This is a genomic window from Virgibacillus sp. L01, from assembly GCF_052246775.1.
In the GTDB taxonomy this organism is placed as follows: Bacteria; Bacillota; Bacilli; order Bacillales; family Amphibacillaceae; genus Lentibacillus.
This window is the reverse complement of the sequence record NZ_JBQQCP010000015.1, coordinates 1-17,588: the sequence shown is the minus strand read 5'-3', so window position 1 is coordinate 17,588 and position 17,588 is coordinate 1. Positions and strand designations below refer to the sequence as shown.

Annotated in this window: 20 protein-coding genes, 1 other RNA gene and 1 pseudogene; 2 read left to right on the top strand and 20 right to left on the bottom strand. The window is 37.7% G+C overall.

The window, feature by feature from the left end; translation table 11 throughout:
* Nucleotides 1-16: 16 nt before the first annotated feature.
* The 12 genes from ACTWQM_RS19155 to tadA all read right to left on the bottom strand — a co-directional run bounded on the left by ACTWQM_RS19155 (nucleotide 17) and on the right by tadA (nucleotide 8,561).
* A complete protein-coding gene (locus ACTWQM_RS19155; RefSeq protein ID WP_443259743.1) occupies nucleotides 17-457 on the bottom strand; it encodes a YaaR family protein in 441 nt (146 codons plus the stop codon).
* A 452-nt stretch (nucleotides 458-909) separates the two neighbouring features.
* Nucleotides 910-1,239 (bottom strand): cyclic-di-AMP receptor, encoded by a 330-nt coding sequence (locus ACTWQM_RS19150; protein ID WP_092490969.1) that lies wholly within the window; start codon nucleotides 1,237-1,239, stop codon nucleotides 910-912.
* A gap of 14 nt (nucleotides 1,240-1,253) precedes the next feature.
* The gene (gene tmk, locus ACTWQM_RS19145; RefSeq protein WP_443259742.1) at nucleotides 1,254-1,889 is read right to left on the bottom strand and encodes a dTMP kinase; all 636 of its coding nucleotides are present in this window, start codon (nucleotides 1,887-1,889) and stop codon (nucleotides 1,254-1,256) included.
* Between the two features lie 14 nt (nucleotides 1,890-1,903).
* The gene (locus ACTWQM_RS19140) at nucleotides 1,904-3,316 is read right to left on the bottom strand and encodes an aminotransferase class I/II-fold pyridoxal phosphate-dependent enzyme (RefSeq protein WP_443259741.1); all 1,413 of its coding nucleotides are present in this window, start codon (nucleotides 3,314-3,316) and stop codon (nucleotides 1,904-1,906) included.
* Nucleotides 3,317-3,396: 80 nt separating this feature from the next.
* Nucleotides 3,397-3,588, bottom strand: a complete 192-nt coding sequence (locus tag ACTWQM_RS19135) for a sigma factor G inhibitor Gin (RefSeq protein WP_092490972.1) — start codon at nucleotides 3,586-3,588, stop codon at nucleotides 3,397-3,399.
* Between the two features lie 686 nt (nucleotides 3,589-4,274).
* Nucleotides 4,275-4,538, bottom strand: a complete 264-nt coding sequence (locus ACTWQM_RS19130) for a pro-sigmaK processing inhibitor BofA family protein (RefSeq protein ID WP_092490973.1) — start codon at nucleotides 4,536-4,538, stop codon at nucleotides 4,275-4,277.
* A 70-nt stretch (nucleotides 4,539-4,608) separates the two neighbouring features.
* Nucleotides 4,609-4,833 carry a YaaL family protein gene (locus tag ACTWQM_RS19125; RefSeq protein ID WP_443259740.1) on the bottom strand — a complete coding sequence of 75 codons (225 nt, stop codon included), beginning with the start codon at nucleotides 4,831-4,833 and terminating at the stop codon, nucleotides 4,609-4,611.
* 87 nt (nucleotides 4,834-4,920) lie between these two features.
* Entirely contained in the window at nucleotides 4,921-5,517 is a 597-nt protein-coding gene (gene recR, locus ACTWQM_RS19120) for a recombination mediator RecR (RefSeq protein ID WP_443259739.1), read from the bottom strand.
* Between the two features lie 11 nt (nucleotides 5,518-5,528).
* Nucleotides 5,529-5,846, bottom strand: a complete 318-nt coding sequence (locus ACTWQM_RS19115) for a YbaB/EbfC family nucleoid-associated protein (RefSeq protein WP_443259738.1) — start codon at nucleotides 5,844-5,846, stop codon at nucleotides 5,529-5,531.
* A gap of 39 nt (nucleotides 5,847-5,885) precedes the next feature.
* The gene (dnaX, locus tag ACTWQM_RS19110) at nucleotides 5,886-7,577 is read right to left on the bottom strand and encodes a DNA polymerase III subunit gamma/tau (protein ID WP_443259737.1); all 1,692 of its coding nucleotides are present in this window, start codon (nucleotides 7,575-7,577) and stop codon (nucleotides 5,886-5,888) included.
* Nucleotides 7,578-7,763: 186 nt separating this feature from the next.
* Nucleotides 7,764-8,029, bottom strand: an RNA gene (gene ffs, locus ACTWQM_RS19105) — signal recognition particle sRNA large type.
* Between the two features lie 64 nt (nucleotides 8,030-8,093).
* Nucleotides 8,094-8,561 carry a tRNA adenosine(34) deaminase TadA gene (gene tadA, locus ACTWQM_RS19100; protein ID WP_443259736.1) on the bottom strand — a complete coding sequence of 156 codons (468 nt, stop codon included), beginning with the start codon at nucleotides 8,559-8,561 and terminating at the stop codon, nucleotides 8,094-8,096.
* A gap of 38 nt (nucleotides 8,562-8,599) precedes the next feature.
* Here tadA and ACTWQM_RS19095 point away from each other — a divergent pair, with 38 nt between their 5' ends.
* Together ACTWQM_RS19095 and ACTWQM_RS19090 are read left to right on the top strand one after the other, a co-directional pair.
* The gene (locus ACTWQM_RS19095; protein WP_443259735.1) at nucleotides 8,600-9,157 is read left to right on the top strand and encodes an isochorismatase family cysteine hydrolase; all 558 of its coding nucleotides are present in this window, start codon (nucleotides 8,600-8,602) and stop codon (nucleotides 9,155-9,157) included.
* A 64-nt stretch (nucleotides 9,158-9,221) separates the two neighbouring features.
* Nucleotides 9,222-10,511, top strand: a complete 1,290-nt coding sequence (locus ACTWQM_RS19090; protein WP_443259734.1) for a LysM peptidoglycan-binding domain-containing protein — start codon at nucleotides 9,222-9,224, stop codon at nucleotides 10,509-10,511.
* Between the two features lie 44 nt (nucleotides 10,512-10,555).
* On the opposite strand, the gene ACTWQM_RS19085 is transcribed toward ACTWQM_RS19090, so the two are convergent.
* The 8 genes and pseudogenes from ACTWQM_RS19085 to ACTWQM_RS19050 all read right to left on the bottom strand — a co-directional run.
* Nucleotides 10,556-11,074 (bottom strand): type 1 glutamine amidotransferase domain-containing protein, encoded by a 519-nt coding sequence (locus tag ACTWQM_RS19085; RefSeq protein ID WP_443259733.1) that lies wholly within the window; start codon nucleotides 11,072-11,074, stop codon nucleotides 10,556-10,558.
* A gap of 105 nt (nucleotides 11,075-11,179) precedes the next feature.
* The gene (gene acsA / locus ACTWQM_RS19080; RefSeq protein ID WP_443259732.1) at nucleotides 11,180-12,895 is read right to left on the bottom strand and encodes an acetate--CoA ligase; all 1,716 of its coding nucleotides are present in this window, start codon (nucleotides 12,893-12,895) and stop codon (nucleotides 11,180-11,182) included.
* A gap of 447 nt (nucleotides 12,896-13,342) precedes the next feature.
* Entirely contained in the window at nucleotides 13,343-13,861 is a 519-nt protein-coding gene (locus ACTWQM_RS19075; RefSeq protein WP_443259731.1) for a DUF1259 domain-containing protein, read from the bottom strand.
* Nucleotides 13,862-14,246: 385 nt separating this feature from the next.
* On the bottom strand, nucleotides 14,247-14,708 hold the full coding sequence (locus ACTWQM_RS19070) for a hypothetical protein (protein WP_443258478.1): 462 nt from the start codon (nucleotides 14,706-14,708) through the stop codon (nucleotides 14,247-14,249).
* A gap of 141 nt (nucleotides 14,709-14,849) precedes the next feature.
* Nucleotides 14,850-15,491 (bottom strand): alpha/beta hydrolase, encoded by a 642-nt coding sequence (locus ACTWQM_RS19065; RefSeq protein WP_443259730.1) that lies wholly within the window; start codon nucleotides 15,489-15,491, stop codon nucleotides 14,850-14,852.
* A gap of 133 nt (nucleotides 15,492-15,624) precedes the next feature.
* Nucleotides 15,625-16,036: pseudogene (locus ACTWQM_RS19060) on the bottom strand (GNAT family N-acetyltransferase).
* Nucleotides 16,037-16,491: 455 nt separating this feature from the next.
* Nucleotides 16,492-17,031, bottom strand: a complete 540-nt coding sequence (locus tag ACTWQM_RS19055) for an NUDIX hydrolase (protein ID WP_443259729.1) — start codon at nucleotides 17,029-17,031, stop codon at nucleotides 16,492-16,494.
* Between the two features lie 123 nt (nucleotides 17,032-17,154).
* The coding region (locus tag ACTWQM_RS19050; protein ID WP_443259728.1) for a hypothetical protein at nucleotides 17,155-17,588 on the bottom strand (434 nt) is incomplete at its 5' end.

Here is a 17,588-nt window from a genome sequence, read left to right as displayed (position 1 = left end):
GCCCTTACATCAATCTTTACGTATATAAGTTAACCAGTAAACCCTTTATCTCTCCAATTAGTCCAAGCAGATCTACTGTCTTTTTTTCCTGATTCATAATATCTTCGGTTAGTTCAATTAATTTTTCGTCGACTTCCTTGACGATTGCCAGTTTACTGTTGTTCCCATCCATACTAAAACTATGTGATTTCTGTAAATCAAGTCCATTATAGACTGTTTCCTGTAAAAATCCCTTGACCATCCGTTTAAACTTTACCAAATCCCGAAATGAACGAAAACGAGCAAGTTTGTCTCCCTGAAGCGTAATGTTTTTCATTAATTGCTGTACTTCTTGCTGCTTTAATTTATGTGTTTGGGACTGAACCATTCCATCAAAGGATGGGCGACCATCTGCAGTTGCTTTCTGGTTTTTAGTTGTCGTTTCCATTTGTGACGGAATTTCCTGATTTATTTTCACAGAATCAGCCCCTTTCTGTCGTAGTGAGTTACTTTAGATTTCAGGCTTTTTTCAGTAAGCATTGGTGCTTTTTCATCTTCATAGTTGAATCAATTTCATTATTCAAAAATAAAGCAGTGAATGCAACTATTTGTAAAAGTGCTAGACCGGTTGATTTCCACTGCAGGCTGACGCTTTCCGCGGGAGTCGCCGCCCTACACTTACCCGGACTAGTGTAGTGGTGTCACACATTTTTTTCTATAGCGATTCCTACTAATACACGTAGACTCCTGTAGAAGCTGAGGCCTAGATGAGACTACGCAGCGACGTAGGAGCAAGGAGGCTCATCAGCCACCCTAGTTGCGCGAAGTGTATTTCCGAAGCGGCATCATACACTCAAACTTTTTAAAAAGTACTCCGCAGTTTATATCTATTCTTTCAAAAGCAACATTCTTTACTAGAAGAGCCAAACCTTAAAACTGCATAAATGATTCAATTGGCAGGATAAATACTGTGGCACCACCAACTTCGACTTTGACAGGCTTCGGAATGTACGAATCTGCATTTCCACCCATCGGTGAAATAGGTGCTACCATCTGTTCACGTTGAGAGCAATTATCCCGAATTATATTTAAGGCTTCATCGACATATTCATCCTCACAGCCAATCATTAGAGTGGTATTGCCTTCTTTCAAAAAACCACCAGTTGTTGCAAGTTTGGTTGTCTTGAAGTTTTCCCCGCCCAAAGCATCAGTAAGACGGTTAGTGTCTTTATCCTGAATAACAGCAATAATTAACTTCATTATTCTTACCTCCCTTACGCTTTATTTGTTAAACGGGAAACTATAAGATTCATTGCATCTGCTTCAACTTGTTCAAAAGGCTGATTAGCATCTATAACTTGGATACGCTCAGGGAACTTATGCACAAGCTTTTGATATGCCTGATAGACTTGTTCATGGAACTGAATATTTTCCAAATCCAAACGGTTCCTCTCTCTATCTTTATTCGCCGAAATTCGCTCTAAACCTTTTTTTGGTTCAATATCAAAAAATAATGTCATATCAGGCATGCAATCCTGAATGGCAAATTGATTAATCATAAAGACCTCATCCATCCCAAGACCCCTTGCGTATCCTTGATAAGCCAGACTGCTATCAATAAAACGGTCACATAATACGATTCTCCCACTATTTAAGGCTGGTAATACCTTTTCAGCTAAATGTTGCCGGCGCGCGGCCGCATAAAGCAGAGCTTCAGTTCTTCCGTCCATCGTTGTATGTGTTGGATCGAGAATTAATTTTCGTATCTTTTCGGCTATATCGATTCCACCGGGCTCACGTGTAGTTAAAACGTCATAGCCCATCGCTGTTAGTTTGTTTCCAAGAGATTGGAGAATGGATGATTTACCTGCACCCTCGCCACCCTCAACTGTTATAAAATATCCGCTCACGTAATTTTGCTCCTTTATATAAAAACGCTAATTCCGTTCGTTATATCACGATGCTGAATCGTAACCCCTTGTTCTATTAAATGTCCAATGACATTGACATGTTCATCTGTGACCAGCTCACCTTTTAAAATAAGCGGGATACCAGGTGGATATGGGATAATCGCTTCTGCTGCAACATATCCCGAAGATTTATTAAGTGGAACTTGTTTGGTTTCTTGTTGTAGCATTGTTTGATAAGAAACAGCAAGCTCCTGAATATTTTCTGTAAAAAGATTGTTCCCCTCTATTGTAGCATGATTTGGGTTAATTTTTAATTGTTCCTTTATTTGTTTTACTGCTTTTTTCAGATAATCGGTATTTTCAAAAGGAGCAAGACCATGAATAAATAATACCTGGTTGTGCGTAACAAGTTCCGGAAATACTTTCTGATTTTCAAATAGACTTGCTACATCTTTTGCGGAAACCCCCTGTTTCATATGCAGTGTTAACTTTAGTGGATCGTTTGCCGGGAGGATATCCCAAAAATCCGGAGCATTTAGAATTTCCTGGACTATTGCAACACTATCCATAATGTTATTAACCTCTTCTGTATGCATTGTTGCTAAAAACGAACGGGCGATATCCAATGATGCCATTAGCGGGTAGGATGGACTGCTCGATTGAATCACCTGTAAATAATGCGTAATTTTCTCCTTAGATACAAGCTTTGAACCCAGATGTAAAAAAGAACCCATCGTCATTGCTGGCGCCATTTTATGTGCTGAATGGACTACTACATCTGCTCCAAGATCAAGTGCTGACTGCGGAAATGCTTTATCAAGTGAAAAATGTACACCATGAGCCTCATCAACAAGCACTGGTATATTATATTCATGTGCAAGTTCAATCGATTCTTTAATTGGAAATGTTTTGCCGAAATAATCCGGATAAGTTAGTACAACCGCTTTTGCATCGGGATGCTTTTTCAGTGCATCTTTTAGCGTAATGGTGCTTGGGGCTGTATAGCGATCTTCTGAATCATCGAATTCCGGTGCAATAAAAACAGGGCTCGCCCCACTTAGTTCCAATCCGTTGAAAATTGATTTATGACTATTGCGCTGCACTATTATTTTTTCATCAGTTGAACATACAGCTAAAATCATTGCAAGGTTGCCAGCAGTACTTCCTCCGACAAGAAAATAAGTGCCATCTGCACCGAAATATGCGGCAGCAAGGTTCTGTGCCTCCGCTATTGCACCTTGTGGAGCATGTAAGTCATCGAGACCTGGCAGTTCAGTCATATCCATTTTTAATACTGAACTAAAATAGGCTTGGGCATTTTCCGGGAAGATTTCACCGTTCTTATGACCTGGCACATGGAAGGAAATAGGGTTTATTTCAGAAAACTGTTGAAGTGCATCAAATAACGGTGTTGCTTTTTGTTTCATGACAATCCATCCTCTTTATTCATCTTCTTCTATCCTAACAAAAAAGGCCTCTGCACGTATAACTGCAAAGACCTTACTATTTATGAATATAATGTTGGTTGATTCATATTTTTTAATTTTTGTAGATAATAATGATATTTTTCTTCTCTTGGCTCCGTGTGAATCATATTTCGTTCACATTCACAACAGATAAATAGTTTGTATAAATGAATTCCTCTTTCTTTCTCCTCTTCACAAATGCCACAGCGCTCGTTTAAAATTACTTGTTTCATCTCCCCACCTCCGTTAGCTTAGTATCTCCTAATCTAACGAAATATATACATAAAAATCTTTGAAACAACAAAACTTCTTATTCATAACTATATGTGCTAGTAGCCTGTATGTTTCCACATTTAAGAAAATATTTCTTTCACACTTTCCTTAATTCATCAGATGATTGTCCAAATCCGCTAACCTTATCTTATTATGGGAGTTTTAGGTCGCAGTTGATATAAACTACTAAGTAACTGCAGGAATAAAATCTATAAACTCTCGTCCTTCCGTCCGGGGTCGCTACGGGCGGACGCTTTCCACGGGCAACGCTTCAGCTTCCTCGGAAGCAAAAACCGCTTCCTGCGGGATCTTCAGCTGTTGCTATTCCCGCAGGAGTCACCGCCCTCCGCTCACCCGGACTAGTGTAGTGCTGTCACACATTTCTTCTATAGGGATTTCTACTCCAGTCAACAGCGGAGGAAATACACGTAGACTCCTGTGGGAGCTGAGGCCTAGATAAGACTACGCAGCGGCATCATTGCACTCAAACTTTTTTAAAAGTACTTCGCATTTTATATCTTTTTAGCCGTTAGGAAAAGATACAAGATCTCATACTGCAACAACACCAATCCTTTAGAAAAACAGCCCACAAATTAAAAACGCACGTGGATTCAACTAGATTCCACATGCATTTAATACTTATTGGTTATATCACAAATAGATGAATAGCTGCGAGAGAGGTTACACCAAACAATCCTAAAAACCCAGAGATAACTACGGTAAATAGATTGATAGGAATATGCAGCCCGATAGCCCCTCCGAATACATTAAAGAAAAATAAAAACAAAATGCCAATTCCCAATTTAATGGTACTGCTTCCAATAAAGCGCATTGGTTTCACAGGAGCACCTACAAATAATAGGATTACTATTAAAGCAACCATAATCGATATAACAATTGTTGAACCCACGTCAAATCACTCCTTTAACTTGTCCCTTACTACTTACATATGAAAAGAGAACAAGAAAAAGAACTTTAAACTATTTATTATATCGAATTGCGCTAATTTTTCTTCGTCGTGCTTCACGTAGTAAAAACAAGTACTTTGCCTGGGAAATGTTCTTTTTAAAATAACCATCTTCTGTTGGCTCGATACTTTTTTCAACAATTGATTGAATCTGTTTCCATTCCCGCTCTATTGTAAAGATAGACTCTAATAATTGCTCATCTACTGATTGTTTCAGCTTCTTGTTTTTTCTAGCCATGTTGTCACCTAACTTTTATAAAACTTGGCCTATCGCCAAGTTCGGCGAAAGTCACGTTTTCCTTTTTCATTGTACTCTCTGAAAGTGCTACAAATCTCTTCTGCCTTCCAGTGCTTTTGATAAAGTTACCTCATCAGCATATTCCAAGTCGCCGCCGACAGGTAAACCATGCGCGATTCGGCTTGTCTTAATCCCTGATGGTTTAACAAGTCTGGAAATATACATCGCTGTTGCTTCCCCTTCGATATTCGGATTTGTTGCAAGAATTAATTCTTCAACTTCTTCATCCTTTAACCTATTAAGCAAATCAGGCACATTTATATCTTCTGGACCAATTCCGTCCATTGGGGATATAGCACCATGCAGCACATGATATTTACCATGAAACTCCTTCATTTTTTCCATTGCAATAACATCTTTAGGATCTTGAACAACACAAATAATCGCTTGGTCTCTTGAAGTATCCTGGCAAATCGAACATGGATCCTGATCCGTTATATGGCCACAAGTCGAACAATGTGTGAGTTCACGCTTTGCATTTACGAGTGACTTTGCGAAATCCAATACGTCATCATCTTTCATATTTAACACAAAAAACGCCAGCCGAACAGCAGTTTTAGGTCCGATACCTGGCAATTTTGTAAAACTGTCAATCAGTTTAGAAATCGGTTCTGGATAATACATCAAAGCGCCCCCTAGAACATTCCAGGCATATTCATTCCTTTTGTGAATTCTCCCATCGTGTCATTTGTTTTGTCATCAATTTGTTTTATAACGTCATTTGTTGCTGTAAGAATTAGGTCCTGCAACATTTCCACATCATCTGGGTCAACTACATCTTCCTTGATCTGAACATCCGTAATTTCTTTTTTGCCGTTTGCAACTACGGTAACCATCCCGCCGCCTGCAGATGATTCAAAGCTCAATTCATGTAATTCTTCCTGTGCTGCCATCATTTTCTTCTGCATTTTTTGCATTTGCTTCATCATGTTACCCATATTTCCACCTTTCATGGAAATCGCCTCCTCAAAATTTATTATTCATATCGCTTATTAATCGTGAACTTCCAATAGGTCATCACCAACAAGTTTCCTTGCTTCTTCAACTAGCGGATTCTCTTGCTGATCATCCTCAGTAGTTGCTGCTTGTTCCTGCTTACTTATATATTCATTACGTAATTCCTGCCAATTATTCGCTGGAATTGGAATAATTGTTAATTTTTTACCCGTAGTACTGGTCAGCACCGATTCAATTGTTTCACGGTTATCCATAAATAAAGAACAATGGATTTCGTACTTAAATTGAACCACAAGTGCCTGATCTGATGCTGCTGCAGGCTTACTATCCTGGATAGTTGCATGTGCAGGGGCGCTGGTCGTCTTCAGTTTATTTAAAAATGAAGCCCATTGTGATTGCACTTCTTTTAATGCTGGTTTTTGTGCCTCCAGCAGTACATGTCGAATTTTTTCATATGGAACTTTAAAGCTATTCTTTGTTGTTCTGGGCTGGGATTGCTTTCGCTCGTTTGACGGAGCTTGACGAGCTGGATTTGCAGGAGCTTCTTTTAATGTCGCCAGTTCTTTTTCTAAATGCTCCAGCCTGCTTACAAGTTTTGTAACCGCTTCGGAATCAGCAGTATTACTTGCTTCATTTTCCCTATTATCTTTATTCGTAATCGTAAGTAAAGCAATTTCGATAAATACTTTCGGGCTGTTTGTCCATTTTATTTCCTGCTGACAGTGGTTAAGCTGCATGATTGCATCCTGAATCCAATCGATTGAAACATTATCGGCCAATTGTTTAAAACCATCATCGATAATCGCCCGCTCCAGAATACCTTCTAAAGATGGCGCACTTTTGTAAAGCAATAAATCGCGTGAAAAATAAATGAGATCATATACAAATCGTGCCGGGTCTTTTCCATGTTGAATTAGTTGATCCAACAATGATAGAGCACTTTGTACATTTTTTTCATGCATTGCTTTAACAATATCTGTTAGAATTTCCTGCGACACACCACCAGTTACAGCAAGGACGTCTTCCAATTCAACCCCTTCATCACTGTAAGAGATTGCTTGATCAAGAATGCTTAAAGCATCACGCATACCGCCCTCAGCAGCTAATGCAATCGTCTCTAAAGCTTCTGACGATACTGTTATTCCTTCTGCTTCAATAATGGACTTCATTCGTTCTACAATCGACTGACTGGAGATTGGTTTAAAATCAAAGCGCTGGCACCTCGAAACAATTGTCAGTGGTATTTTATGTGGTTCGGTTGTCGCTAAAATAAACACAACATGCTTTGGTGGCTCCTCTAATGTCTTCAGCAATGCATTAAATGCATTCGTCGAGATCATATGAACCTCATCAATAATGTAAACCTTATAAGGCACAGAACTTGATGCATATTTAACCTTATCACGGATATCTCGGATATCTTCAACACTTGTATGTGAAGCAGCATCCATCTCAATAATATCAGAAATGGAGCCATCCTGGATTCCACGGCATGAAGTACACTCATTACATGGTTCTTTCACAGGGGCATTTTCACAGTTTATCGTTTTTGCGAAAATCTTCGCAGCACTTGTCTTCCCCGTTCCACGTGGTCCGGAAAAAATGTACGCGTGTGAGAACTTCTCCTGTACTATAGCATTTTGCAAAGTTCTAGTAATATGTGATTGTCCCACAACATCCTGGAAGTTTCTCGGACGCCATACACGATATAAAGCCTGATAACTCATAATGAACGTCCCCCTTTGTGAATTCTATCTAAATTATACTCCATTATTGGGGTGAATGTGAACCTTAACGAATAATTCATTTAATTTTGTACGAATACGTGCTCGACCGTCCAAAATAATCTGTTATGAATAAAAAGGCTGTATCAAACATCACATTGGATATTGATACAGCCTTTAATTATGTAACCGTGCACCCATTGTCGATAAGGCGTCCCTAAGCGTTACTCAAGTTCATGGCTCGGCCTAGGCTTCCCCGCGGCACACTGAGATAACCACTTACTGCTGCTTCCTTCCGGACCTGACAGAATTCATGGGTCTCTGTTGCGCAGGACCTCGGCGTCAACACCAATCCCTTAAGGCAGACCCTAAAGTCGTCTTACCTCGAATGGGAATTCAGCCTCGCTATAGCGGATTGCGAGTACAGGGCACCGCTACCTCCCCACTTAGCACGGCAATAACAATTATAACGATTTTACAGTAATAATGCAATCAGAAATTGATGAGATTATTTGGAAGTTACTGCTTTTTCCTTTTCCGCAAATCCTTAAAAAAATCAGTTAGCAGATTTCCACATTCCTCTTCCAAAACACCACTTGAAAGTTCAACTTGATGATTGAAACGTTCATCATCCAATAAATTCATCAGCGTTCCTGCACAGCCTGCTTTTTGATCAACTGCACCATATACGACACGCTTGATTCGTGATTGTACGATTGCGCCCGCACACATCGGACAAGGCTCAAGCGTTACATATAACGTACAATCCTCAAGCCTCCAGCTGCCTATTTTCTCATTTGCCCTTTTTATAGCGATTAGCTCAGCATGGGATAAAGTTTCCTGTGATGTTTCACGTACATTGTATCCAGCCGCAATGATTTCATCCTTAAATACGATTACAGCTCCTATTGGAACTTCACCAATTTCTTTTGCTCTTATCGCTTGTTTGATTGCATCACGCATATATATTACATCATCCAAATCCATACACCTCGCAAAGTTTGAAATTATCCAGTTAGGTAATAATGAAAAATAGAAAGGAGCCTGATATGAACTCTCATCTTGATAGTAGTGCGGTTATATTTATAGATATTATTAACGATTTTAATTTCGATGGTAGTGAAAAACTTCTTAAGAATACGAATGAAATTTTACCACATTTAAAGAACTTGAGGGATTTTGCAAAAAGAAGAAAGATACCAATTATCTATATAAATGATCATTATGGCTTGTGGCAGGCAGACTTTCGTAAAATTATTAAGCATTGTGAAAATAATCTCAGTCAACATATTATTCACGATCTAAAGCCCGATGATGATGACTATTTTCTAATTAAACCACAACATTCAGCTTTTTTCCAAACTCCCCTTCATGCTTTATTAACGGATCTTGGCAAAACCAATTTAATTATGGCAGGGATTGCTGGGGACATCTGTATTTTGTTCACCGCTAAAGACGCCTATATGTACCAATACACGATGCATATCCCTGAAAATTGTATGGCATCTGAAGAAAAAGAGGGAAACGAGTATGCACTATACTTAATGCAATCTGTTATGAAGGCAAACACTAAACCAATCTAAAGGTATATCTATCCCCTCCTCCTCATAAAGTGTAAGTAGGATGAAATCCGGGGGAGGGATTTTTTTGCAAATTTATGTTGTTCAACAAGGGGATACACTAAACGAAATCGCGAATACATATGGGGCTAACCCAAGTGATGTCATCGATGCCAATGAACTGGACACACCAAATAACCTTGTTGTAGGTCAATCACTGGTAATTCCTATTTCTGGTGAGTTTTATGCTGTTCAACCAGGTGACAGCTTGTATTCCATTGCTCAAAAATTCAATATGTCATATCAGCAACTAGCTCAAATAAACAACATACAGGTTGGAAACATTTTATCAGTTGGTCAACGCCTGTATATACCCGCCAGACCACAGCGTGAAATCACTGTGAATGCTTATATTGAGCCAACTGGTGATGAAGTCTCACAAACGTTAGTTAATTCTGCACAAAAAACAGCACCATATCTTACGTATCTTGCTCCTTTTAGCTATCGGGTTAATCGTGATGGAACTCTTACAGCACCACCACTCGATAACTTTAAGCAAATTGCAGCTGCTGAAAATGTTTCACTAATGCTTGTTGTAACCAACTTGGAGGAAGGATCATTCAGCAGAGAATTAGGTCATATTATCCTGACTGTTCAAGCAGTACAAAACACGTTGCTTGACAATATCGTTAATGTAGCAAATGAGGTTGGATTTACTGATGTTCACTTCGACTTTGAATTCTTGCCACCAGATGATAGAGATGCGTATAATAATTTTTTACGTAAAGCAAATCAGCGACTTTCAGAAGCCGGCTTATTAATGTCGACTGCACTAGCACCAAAAACCAGTGCAGAACAAGAGGGAGCATGGTACGAAGCCCATGACTACGCAGTGCATGGTGAAATAGTGGATTTTGTTGTGCTAATGACCTATGAATGGGGCTATAGTGGCGGACCAGCAAGGGCAGTCTCACCAATAAATGAAGTTCGCAAAGTCGTTAACTTTGCCTTGAGTGTAATGCCTGCAAACAAAATTTTATTAGGGCAAAATCTGTACGGCTATGACTGGACACTACCTTATGAAGAAGGTGGTGAACCTGCTGAAGCACTCAGTCCGCAACAAGCAATTGCCAGGGCTCGAGAGCAGAACGTAGCTATTGAGTACGATACAGAAGCACAGGCACCATTTTATACGTATACAGATGATCAGGGGAATCAGCATGAGGTATGGTTTGAAGATGCCAGATCAATACAGGCGAAATTTGATTTGATAAAACAATTAGGATTACGTGGAATAAGTTATTGGAAACTCGGGTTGGCGTTTCCACAAAACTGGCTCCTGCTGCAGGATAACTTTACAATTGAAAAATTGGAGTGAAGATAAAAACCCCTTAGCGTACGAGCGCTTAAGGGGTTTTGTGTTTATTTATTCAAAAGCTTAAGGGACTCCCGATTAAATGCGGGAATATCATCTGGCTGTCGACTTGTAACAAGCTGGTTGTCACAAACAACCACTTCTTCGTCTTTTACATTTGCACCAGCATAATCCATATCCACTTGTATAGATTTAAAACCTGTAGCTTTACGTCCTTCTAAAGCTTTAGCTGTAATTAGTAACTGTGGACCATGGCAAATTGCTAATACCGGTTTTTTCACATCCATAAAATGCTTGGTGAACGTCACGAACCGCTCATCTGCTCGTAATTGGTCAGGTGAAAACCCACCCGGTATAAATAATGCATCAAATTCTTCTGGACTTGCATTATCAATTGATTCATCAATAGTGACAGTTGCCTCGTTATTTTTACCAGTTACTTGTTTTCCCTTTTCTTTTTCTATTGTTACCACTTCATGTCCAGCATCCTTAAATTCTTTTGCTGGGTCTGTAAATTCTACATCCTCAAACATATTTGTTAATACTGCTGCTATTTTTTTACCCATTTGTAATCCGCTCCTTTTAAGAAGATGATACATAAATGAGTCTACCCGCATTATACAAAATAAAACATGGGTGCCGATCAATAAGATGCGGCACCCTTTAACTTTCTATTCTTCCAACGTTGATGTATCTCCTGTCGGTAATCCTAACTCCCATGATTTTAAAAGGCGACGCATGATTTTACCACTGCGCGTTTTGGGAATGGTATCCTTCACTTCTAGCTCACGAGGTGCAGCATGTGCACTTAAGCCAGTCTTGATAAATTGACGTATTTCTTCAAGTAGTTCCGGTGAATCTTTATAGCCATCGTTTAAAGTAATGAATGCTTTAATGATTTCCCCACGCTCCGGATCCGGTTTGCCAATTACACCAGCCTCAGCAACAGCAGGGTGTTCTATCAATTTACTTTCGACTTCAAACGGCCCAACACGCTCACCAGATGTATTAATAACATCATCCAAGCGGCCCTGGAACCAGAAATAGCCATCTTCATCTTTATAGGCACTATCTCCAGACACATACCAGCCATTTATAAAGTAACTTTCAAACTTTTCCGGTCGTTTCCATATTGCACGCATCATAGCCGGCCATCCTTCTTTAATAGCAAGGTTACCCATTTGGTTTGGCGGCAGCTCATTTCCTTCGTTATCAACGATTGATGCTTCAACACCTGGTATCGGTTTACCCATTGATCCAGGACGAATTTCCTCTGTTGGAATATTAACAATAAGCTGAGCACCTGTTTCTGTCATCCACCAAGTATCATGAATTCGTAAATTAAATGCTTTCATACCCCATGTAATAACTTCTGGATTCAATGGTTCACCGACACTCATAAGATGACGTAATGATGTTAAGTCATGTTTTTTTACAGCGTCTTCACCTGCACTGACAAGCTTGCGCAATGCTGTCGGAGCTGTATACCAAACAGTTACGTTAAATTTATCCAAGGTTCCGTACCAATTGTCTGGTGAAAAACGTCCACCACGAACAACATTCGTAACACCTTTTAGCCATGGAGCAAAAATCCCATAACTTGTACCTGTAACCCAACCCGGATCAGCTGTACACCAATACACATCATCTTCCTTTAAATCAAGAACCCACTCAGCAGTTGCAAAGTGCTGTATCATTGCGTTGTGTACATGGTAAACACCTTTAGGCTTACCTGTAGATCCAGACGTATAATGAATCAACATACCATCCTCTAAACTGACCCATTCAATATCAAAGTCAGTCGATGCATCTTTCATTTCCTTTTGATAATCAACATATTTATCAGATGACTCACTATGGTCACCAACCAATACAATTTTCTCAAGATCAGGTAGATCCTCTTGCGGAACGCGATCCAGTAAATCTGGTGTCGTGATCAGCATTTTTGCTTCACTATCCTGCAAACGATCGCGTACAGCTTGCTCCATAAACGCTTCAAATAACGGACCAGCAATTGCACCAGTTTTTAATATCCCAAAAAACGCTGCGTAAAATTCAGGACTCCTTGGAAGGAATAAAAACACACGATCTCCTTTTTCAATATCATGGTCTTTTAATACATTTGCAAACTGGTTACTTTTCTTACTCAGTTCATCAAATGTCATTTTCTCTTCACGATCTGGTGAAGAGTACAGCAAAGCAACCTTATCTTTTTTGGCAGGATCTTCTGCATGGCGATCAATTGCCTCATATGCCATATTGACTTTACCAGTATCATTCCAGCTAAAGTTCTTATTTACCTCTTCCCATGAAAACGTTTCGCGCGTTTTTGAATAATCCTGTAGATTGTAATCTCCGTCTTGTGCAGGTATACGCTGCATGTCCATATAATCACCTCATCATAAAATTTTGGAATCGTTTTCAAATCCTCTTACTAAGGAATACGATTAAGTTGCATTAAATATGCAATTCTGTAAATAGTTTAAACATTTTGGTAACTTAATTCTATTTTAGAACATTCTGTGACAATTTAAAAGTAATTTACTTAAAATATTAAAAACGCAATTATAGGAAGGAGTATAAACTCCTACTATAAATTGCGTTTATTCTGATGCCCCCGGCAGGACTCGAACCTGCGACACATAGTTTAGAAAACCGACAAGGGACGCTTTAATGGTTTTTACTTATTTTAAAATGTTTAAAATAAATATTTCCAGTGCAACTGACTGTAGCCTACAGAAGTGTCATGACCCCCTATTTGACAAAAAGAAATAAGTAATCAATTAGCACTTAAGATAAATAACGAGGAGGTATTATAACCTGTGAATTAAATTTTATAAAACACGGAATGCTCTAGCTGTTTTTCTTGCAAATTCAAGTGGTGGTTCAACGGATTCCCAATGAATGTACATTAATCGTGGGTCTTCAAATAACCAGTGGTTGTGTAATGCTGTGACAATTAATCCTTCTTCACGAAGTTTACTAATAAACTCCTGAGTTTCATTTTGTAAAATAACGGTTTCTCCAAGATTTAACGCGTCTCCACTACTATCAATGTCTTCAAAAGAAAATAAAGCCGCAATAGCTAAAGGCGAGTTCGTTTCACGGTTTAAGATTGTTGGATTTAACTCGCTTCTAAATCTTGTCGCTACACAAACATCATTAACTATTTGATGACTGTCTGCACCTAGAATCTCAGCAAACGGTTCACATAAGCTCTCGACATCATCACGGCCGTGTTGTTTGTCATGTTTAAGATTTTGATGACGCTTATGATGTCTACCTGATCTATCATGGGCATGACGGTTTTTCATAAATTCATTTAGGTCCTTGTTTCTTATTTGCCTCTTCATAAAAAACTACTCCTTTCATTTGTTTGGTATATAATACGAAAATATATAATTCTTGGTTGTGTTATAAACTAAAGTGTGGAAAAAAGGCAAAATGGTATCTTTTTGTTTGTAATTTTAGGTAAAAATATTGAATTATTTTTAGTCCAAAAATTCATTAATGTTTTTAAGCTAGAATACTAATTAAAAACCCCCATATTTAAGTAACGGGTTCAGTTTTGGGAGGGAAAAACATTAATAACTATGCAACTAACACACTAATCAGCGTATGGTTTAATAACAAATTAACAATATAAATAGCAAGCAAAAACGCCCAGATTTCTGAGCGTTTTTATTTGTTATTTACTGTCCTTGTTCCACTAAAGCACCCTTTAGCTTAACAAACACTTTATTTATTATATTCAATTGTCGTATTTTCTAATGGAATAACTTCTTCTTCGTTTCCCCATTTAATAACTATTCTAATTTCTGCATCTTCTGGAGTGTAAAATTCACTAGCATTCGTTTCCGTCAAACTACCTCCAGGAGCATTACCAATCCAACTTTGGAAATCAGAATATGTACCACCATAATCCTCTACATCATCCTCACTTTCAATATGCCATTTAATACCTAAATCTTTGGTCCTTTCTAATTCTTCAGCGTCGTCACCAATATATTCAGTTCTCATGCTTAAGCTGTAATTGTATTCACCAAAGTCATTTTCGTCTTTGGATTGTTTAATCTCCAACTTTGGATACCAATGTTCACTCTTCCCTTCAAATACAAGATGGTTAGCTATCTCTTCATTAGAGCACCCAACCAACAAAAGAATCGATAGCCCTAACAATGATGTAATAATCTTTATCAAAACCAAATCTCTCCTAAGACAAATTAAAATTTCCCATTTACTTTAATCTGTCCGTTAATTAAAAAGGCATATCTGCTTGTTGTAGATACGCACCCGTTAGCTTAAGTACAGCTTTTCACAAGTAATTAAGTAAAAGGTAATTTAAAATTTTTCTATATCGGCTACTATACCTTTTAAAACATCTATTGAATTAGTTATGTCTTCATCGTAGTCGAGACTATGATTAACCCCAGGAATTAATTTAGAAATAATATTTTTGTTTGTTGTTATTTCATTAAACCTTTCCTCTGTATAGAAACGGTCTTTATCACCAATAAAGCACAAACCTTTGTTTTTACTATCTACCATAGATGTGAAAACTTCATCTAAATCTAATATAGGTGTTAACCAAATAGTTTTAGCATCTCTGAAACAATTTCTTTTCAATTCAGAACTCATTGCAATTGTCCCTATTGATTTACCAACAATATAAAAATTCATATACGAGTTAGTGTTTAGTACCTTATCTATGACTAATTTTGAATCACTTTTAACCGCTTCATATAATTCATTGCGAGTGAAATTGTTGTAAAACCCATCATTATAAGGATAATTAACTTCTAAGATATCTTTATATTTATTAAAAAATACTCCAGTAGAATAGTGAAAAACTGGACTGTTAACCGTATAACCTGCACCTGGAAGTAATATCACTAAATCCTGTGAGTTTTCACTTTTGCCGTATAAAGTATAAGGTATTTTCTTTCCTTTGTACCCTTCGATACTTTCATTAATGTATTTCATTTTTAATCCTCCCTAAAAAAAACATATGTCCTTATTAAACTCTACTGCACCGTTAGTTCAATAAGAACAAGGAGCTTTCGTACAAACTCCTTGTTCAACTCTTGCACCAGTTTGTTTAATAAGATTAGTTATATTATTTTTTCCTTTCGTGTTCCAAAACACTATATAGTAAAGAATCTCGCCAACCATCTTTTATTAACAAATCTTGACGGATTTTTCCTTCCTTTGTCATTCCAACTTTTTCCAATACTTTTGATGAACCAATGTTTACAGGGTCACAAGTAGCATATATACGATGAAGTTTAAGTTCTTCAAAACCAAAACCAATCAATAACTTAGCAACATCTGTTGCTATGCCTTTTCCCCAATAATCTGGATTTACAATATAGGCGACTTCTCCAATTTTGTTAGTAAAATCTCTAATGTTAAACTCCCCAGCACCAATCATAATTAGGTCCCCAAGGTTGATATTGACAAACAATATCTTGTGATGCGTATTTATGTACATCAATCCAATCGCTATTAGTAAATTCCCTTAATAACAGAGGAAGATTCGAGAAGTTTTGTTAATCAAGTGATTAAAGATTCAACCAAAGAACCAAGAACAAGATTTGTTTTTGCAATTGTATTGAATGCAAATAGTCACACATGCAGCGCAAGACCAGCACTGCACCACAGAGCATGAAAATGTATATCTCTGTCTATACTTTATTGTACGGCTGGCGAAGAAGGTCGATGAACTATGGTGCCATAAAGCCCATCCGTTAGTCTGACTCCAACGACCACGGTGCATCACTAACTGTCGCGCCCTTTACGGGTAGCACTCATGGGAGATTAATCCTAATCTGGTTTTTGCACCAGCCTGCTTATTTATTTCTATTAAACATAGAAGGAAGCGATCAATTACATTCAATACATTTTCACAAAGGTTACTTCAGGCTCAGCTTTTTTTTAAAAAACATTTTGTTGGGTCAATTTAAATATACACTTTTTTAGATTTTCAGTAGTTTTTATTTTCATGGGAGTTCAACAAGGGTACTTCCCAATCCTTTAATAATCCCCAAGTAATTGTTGGTTCTCCTTTTAAAGATTTCATCGAACCTACAAACATCTCTCCAGTAGAATCACCTATACCGTTGTAATGTTTAACTATTTCTTTTGTAGTCGCTGAAACATCTTGGTTTGCAATATCTTTAAATTTGACCCATTCTAAAGACCCTTCATCACTTTCAATTAAAGTAGAATTTTTAGATACAGTTCCAAAGAAGACATATTGTATTCGGATTTCTTGATGTTCTTTTGTCCTAAGTACAACATATCGAAGCGATAAATTATTTATGTAGTTGCCTTTCAAGCCTGTTTCTTCCTCTATCTCTCTTAAACACGCCTTTTTAGGTTCATTGATTTCATCACTTTCAATATGTCCGCCTATTGGGACTAAAAAGCCTGCAAACATTGTATCCTTTGGCTTCTTCTGAAGAAATAAAACTTCTTGTTCCTCATTTAAAAGAAAAGCGACAGCCATTTGTCTAAGTTTCATAGTCTTCCTCCTAATTTTGTTGTTGCGACTTTCGAATTTATTATGATAACCCTTCTTAAAGTAATCTTCCAAATATATATAATCGGACAAGCTATTCAATTCCTTATTCAACTCTTGCACCCTTTAGTTTAATAATCTATGAGAAGAGTTTTCCCTTTTCATGAAGACATTTTTTACTTGTAAGCCAAGCCATAACATCAAAGCAGGAACAATTGCGAAAATCAATGGATAATCAAAATTAGCAGGAATACCTGTTATATTTAAGAATGGTTGAATAGTTACAAAATATAAAAAGTTAAAAGAATTTAACATTGAACCTTCAAAACCAGTGGCAGGTAGTAAAGTACCTAGATATAGTAGCAAACTCAATATTGGGATTAAGAAAACAGTCTGGATATTTTGACCAATGGAACCTTTATTTGTCAAAAATAAACCTAAACTGAAATACAGAACCAGAGAAAATATTAAGACAGCCAGAGATAAGTTTTTATTTTCAATTCTGCTCCAAACTTCCAAATTTAAAATTCCAGCGATACCTATAACAATGAAATGAAAAA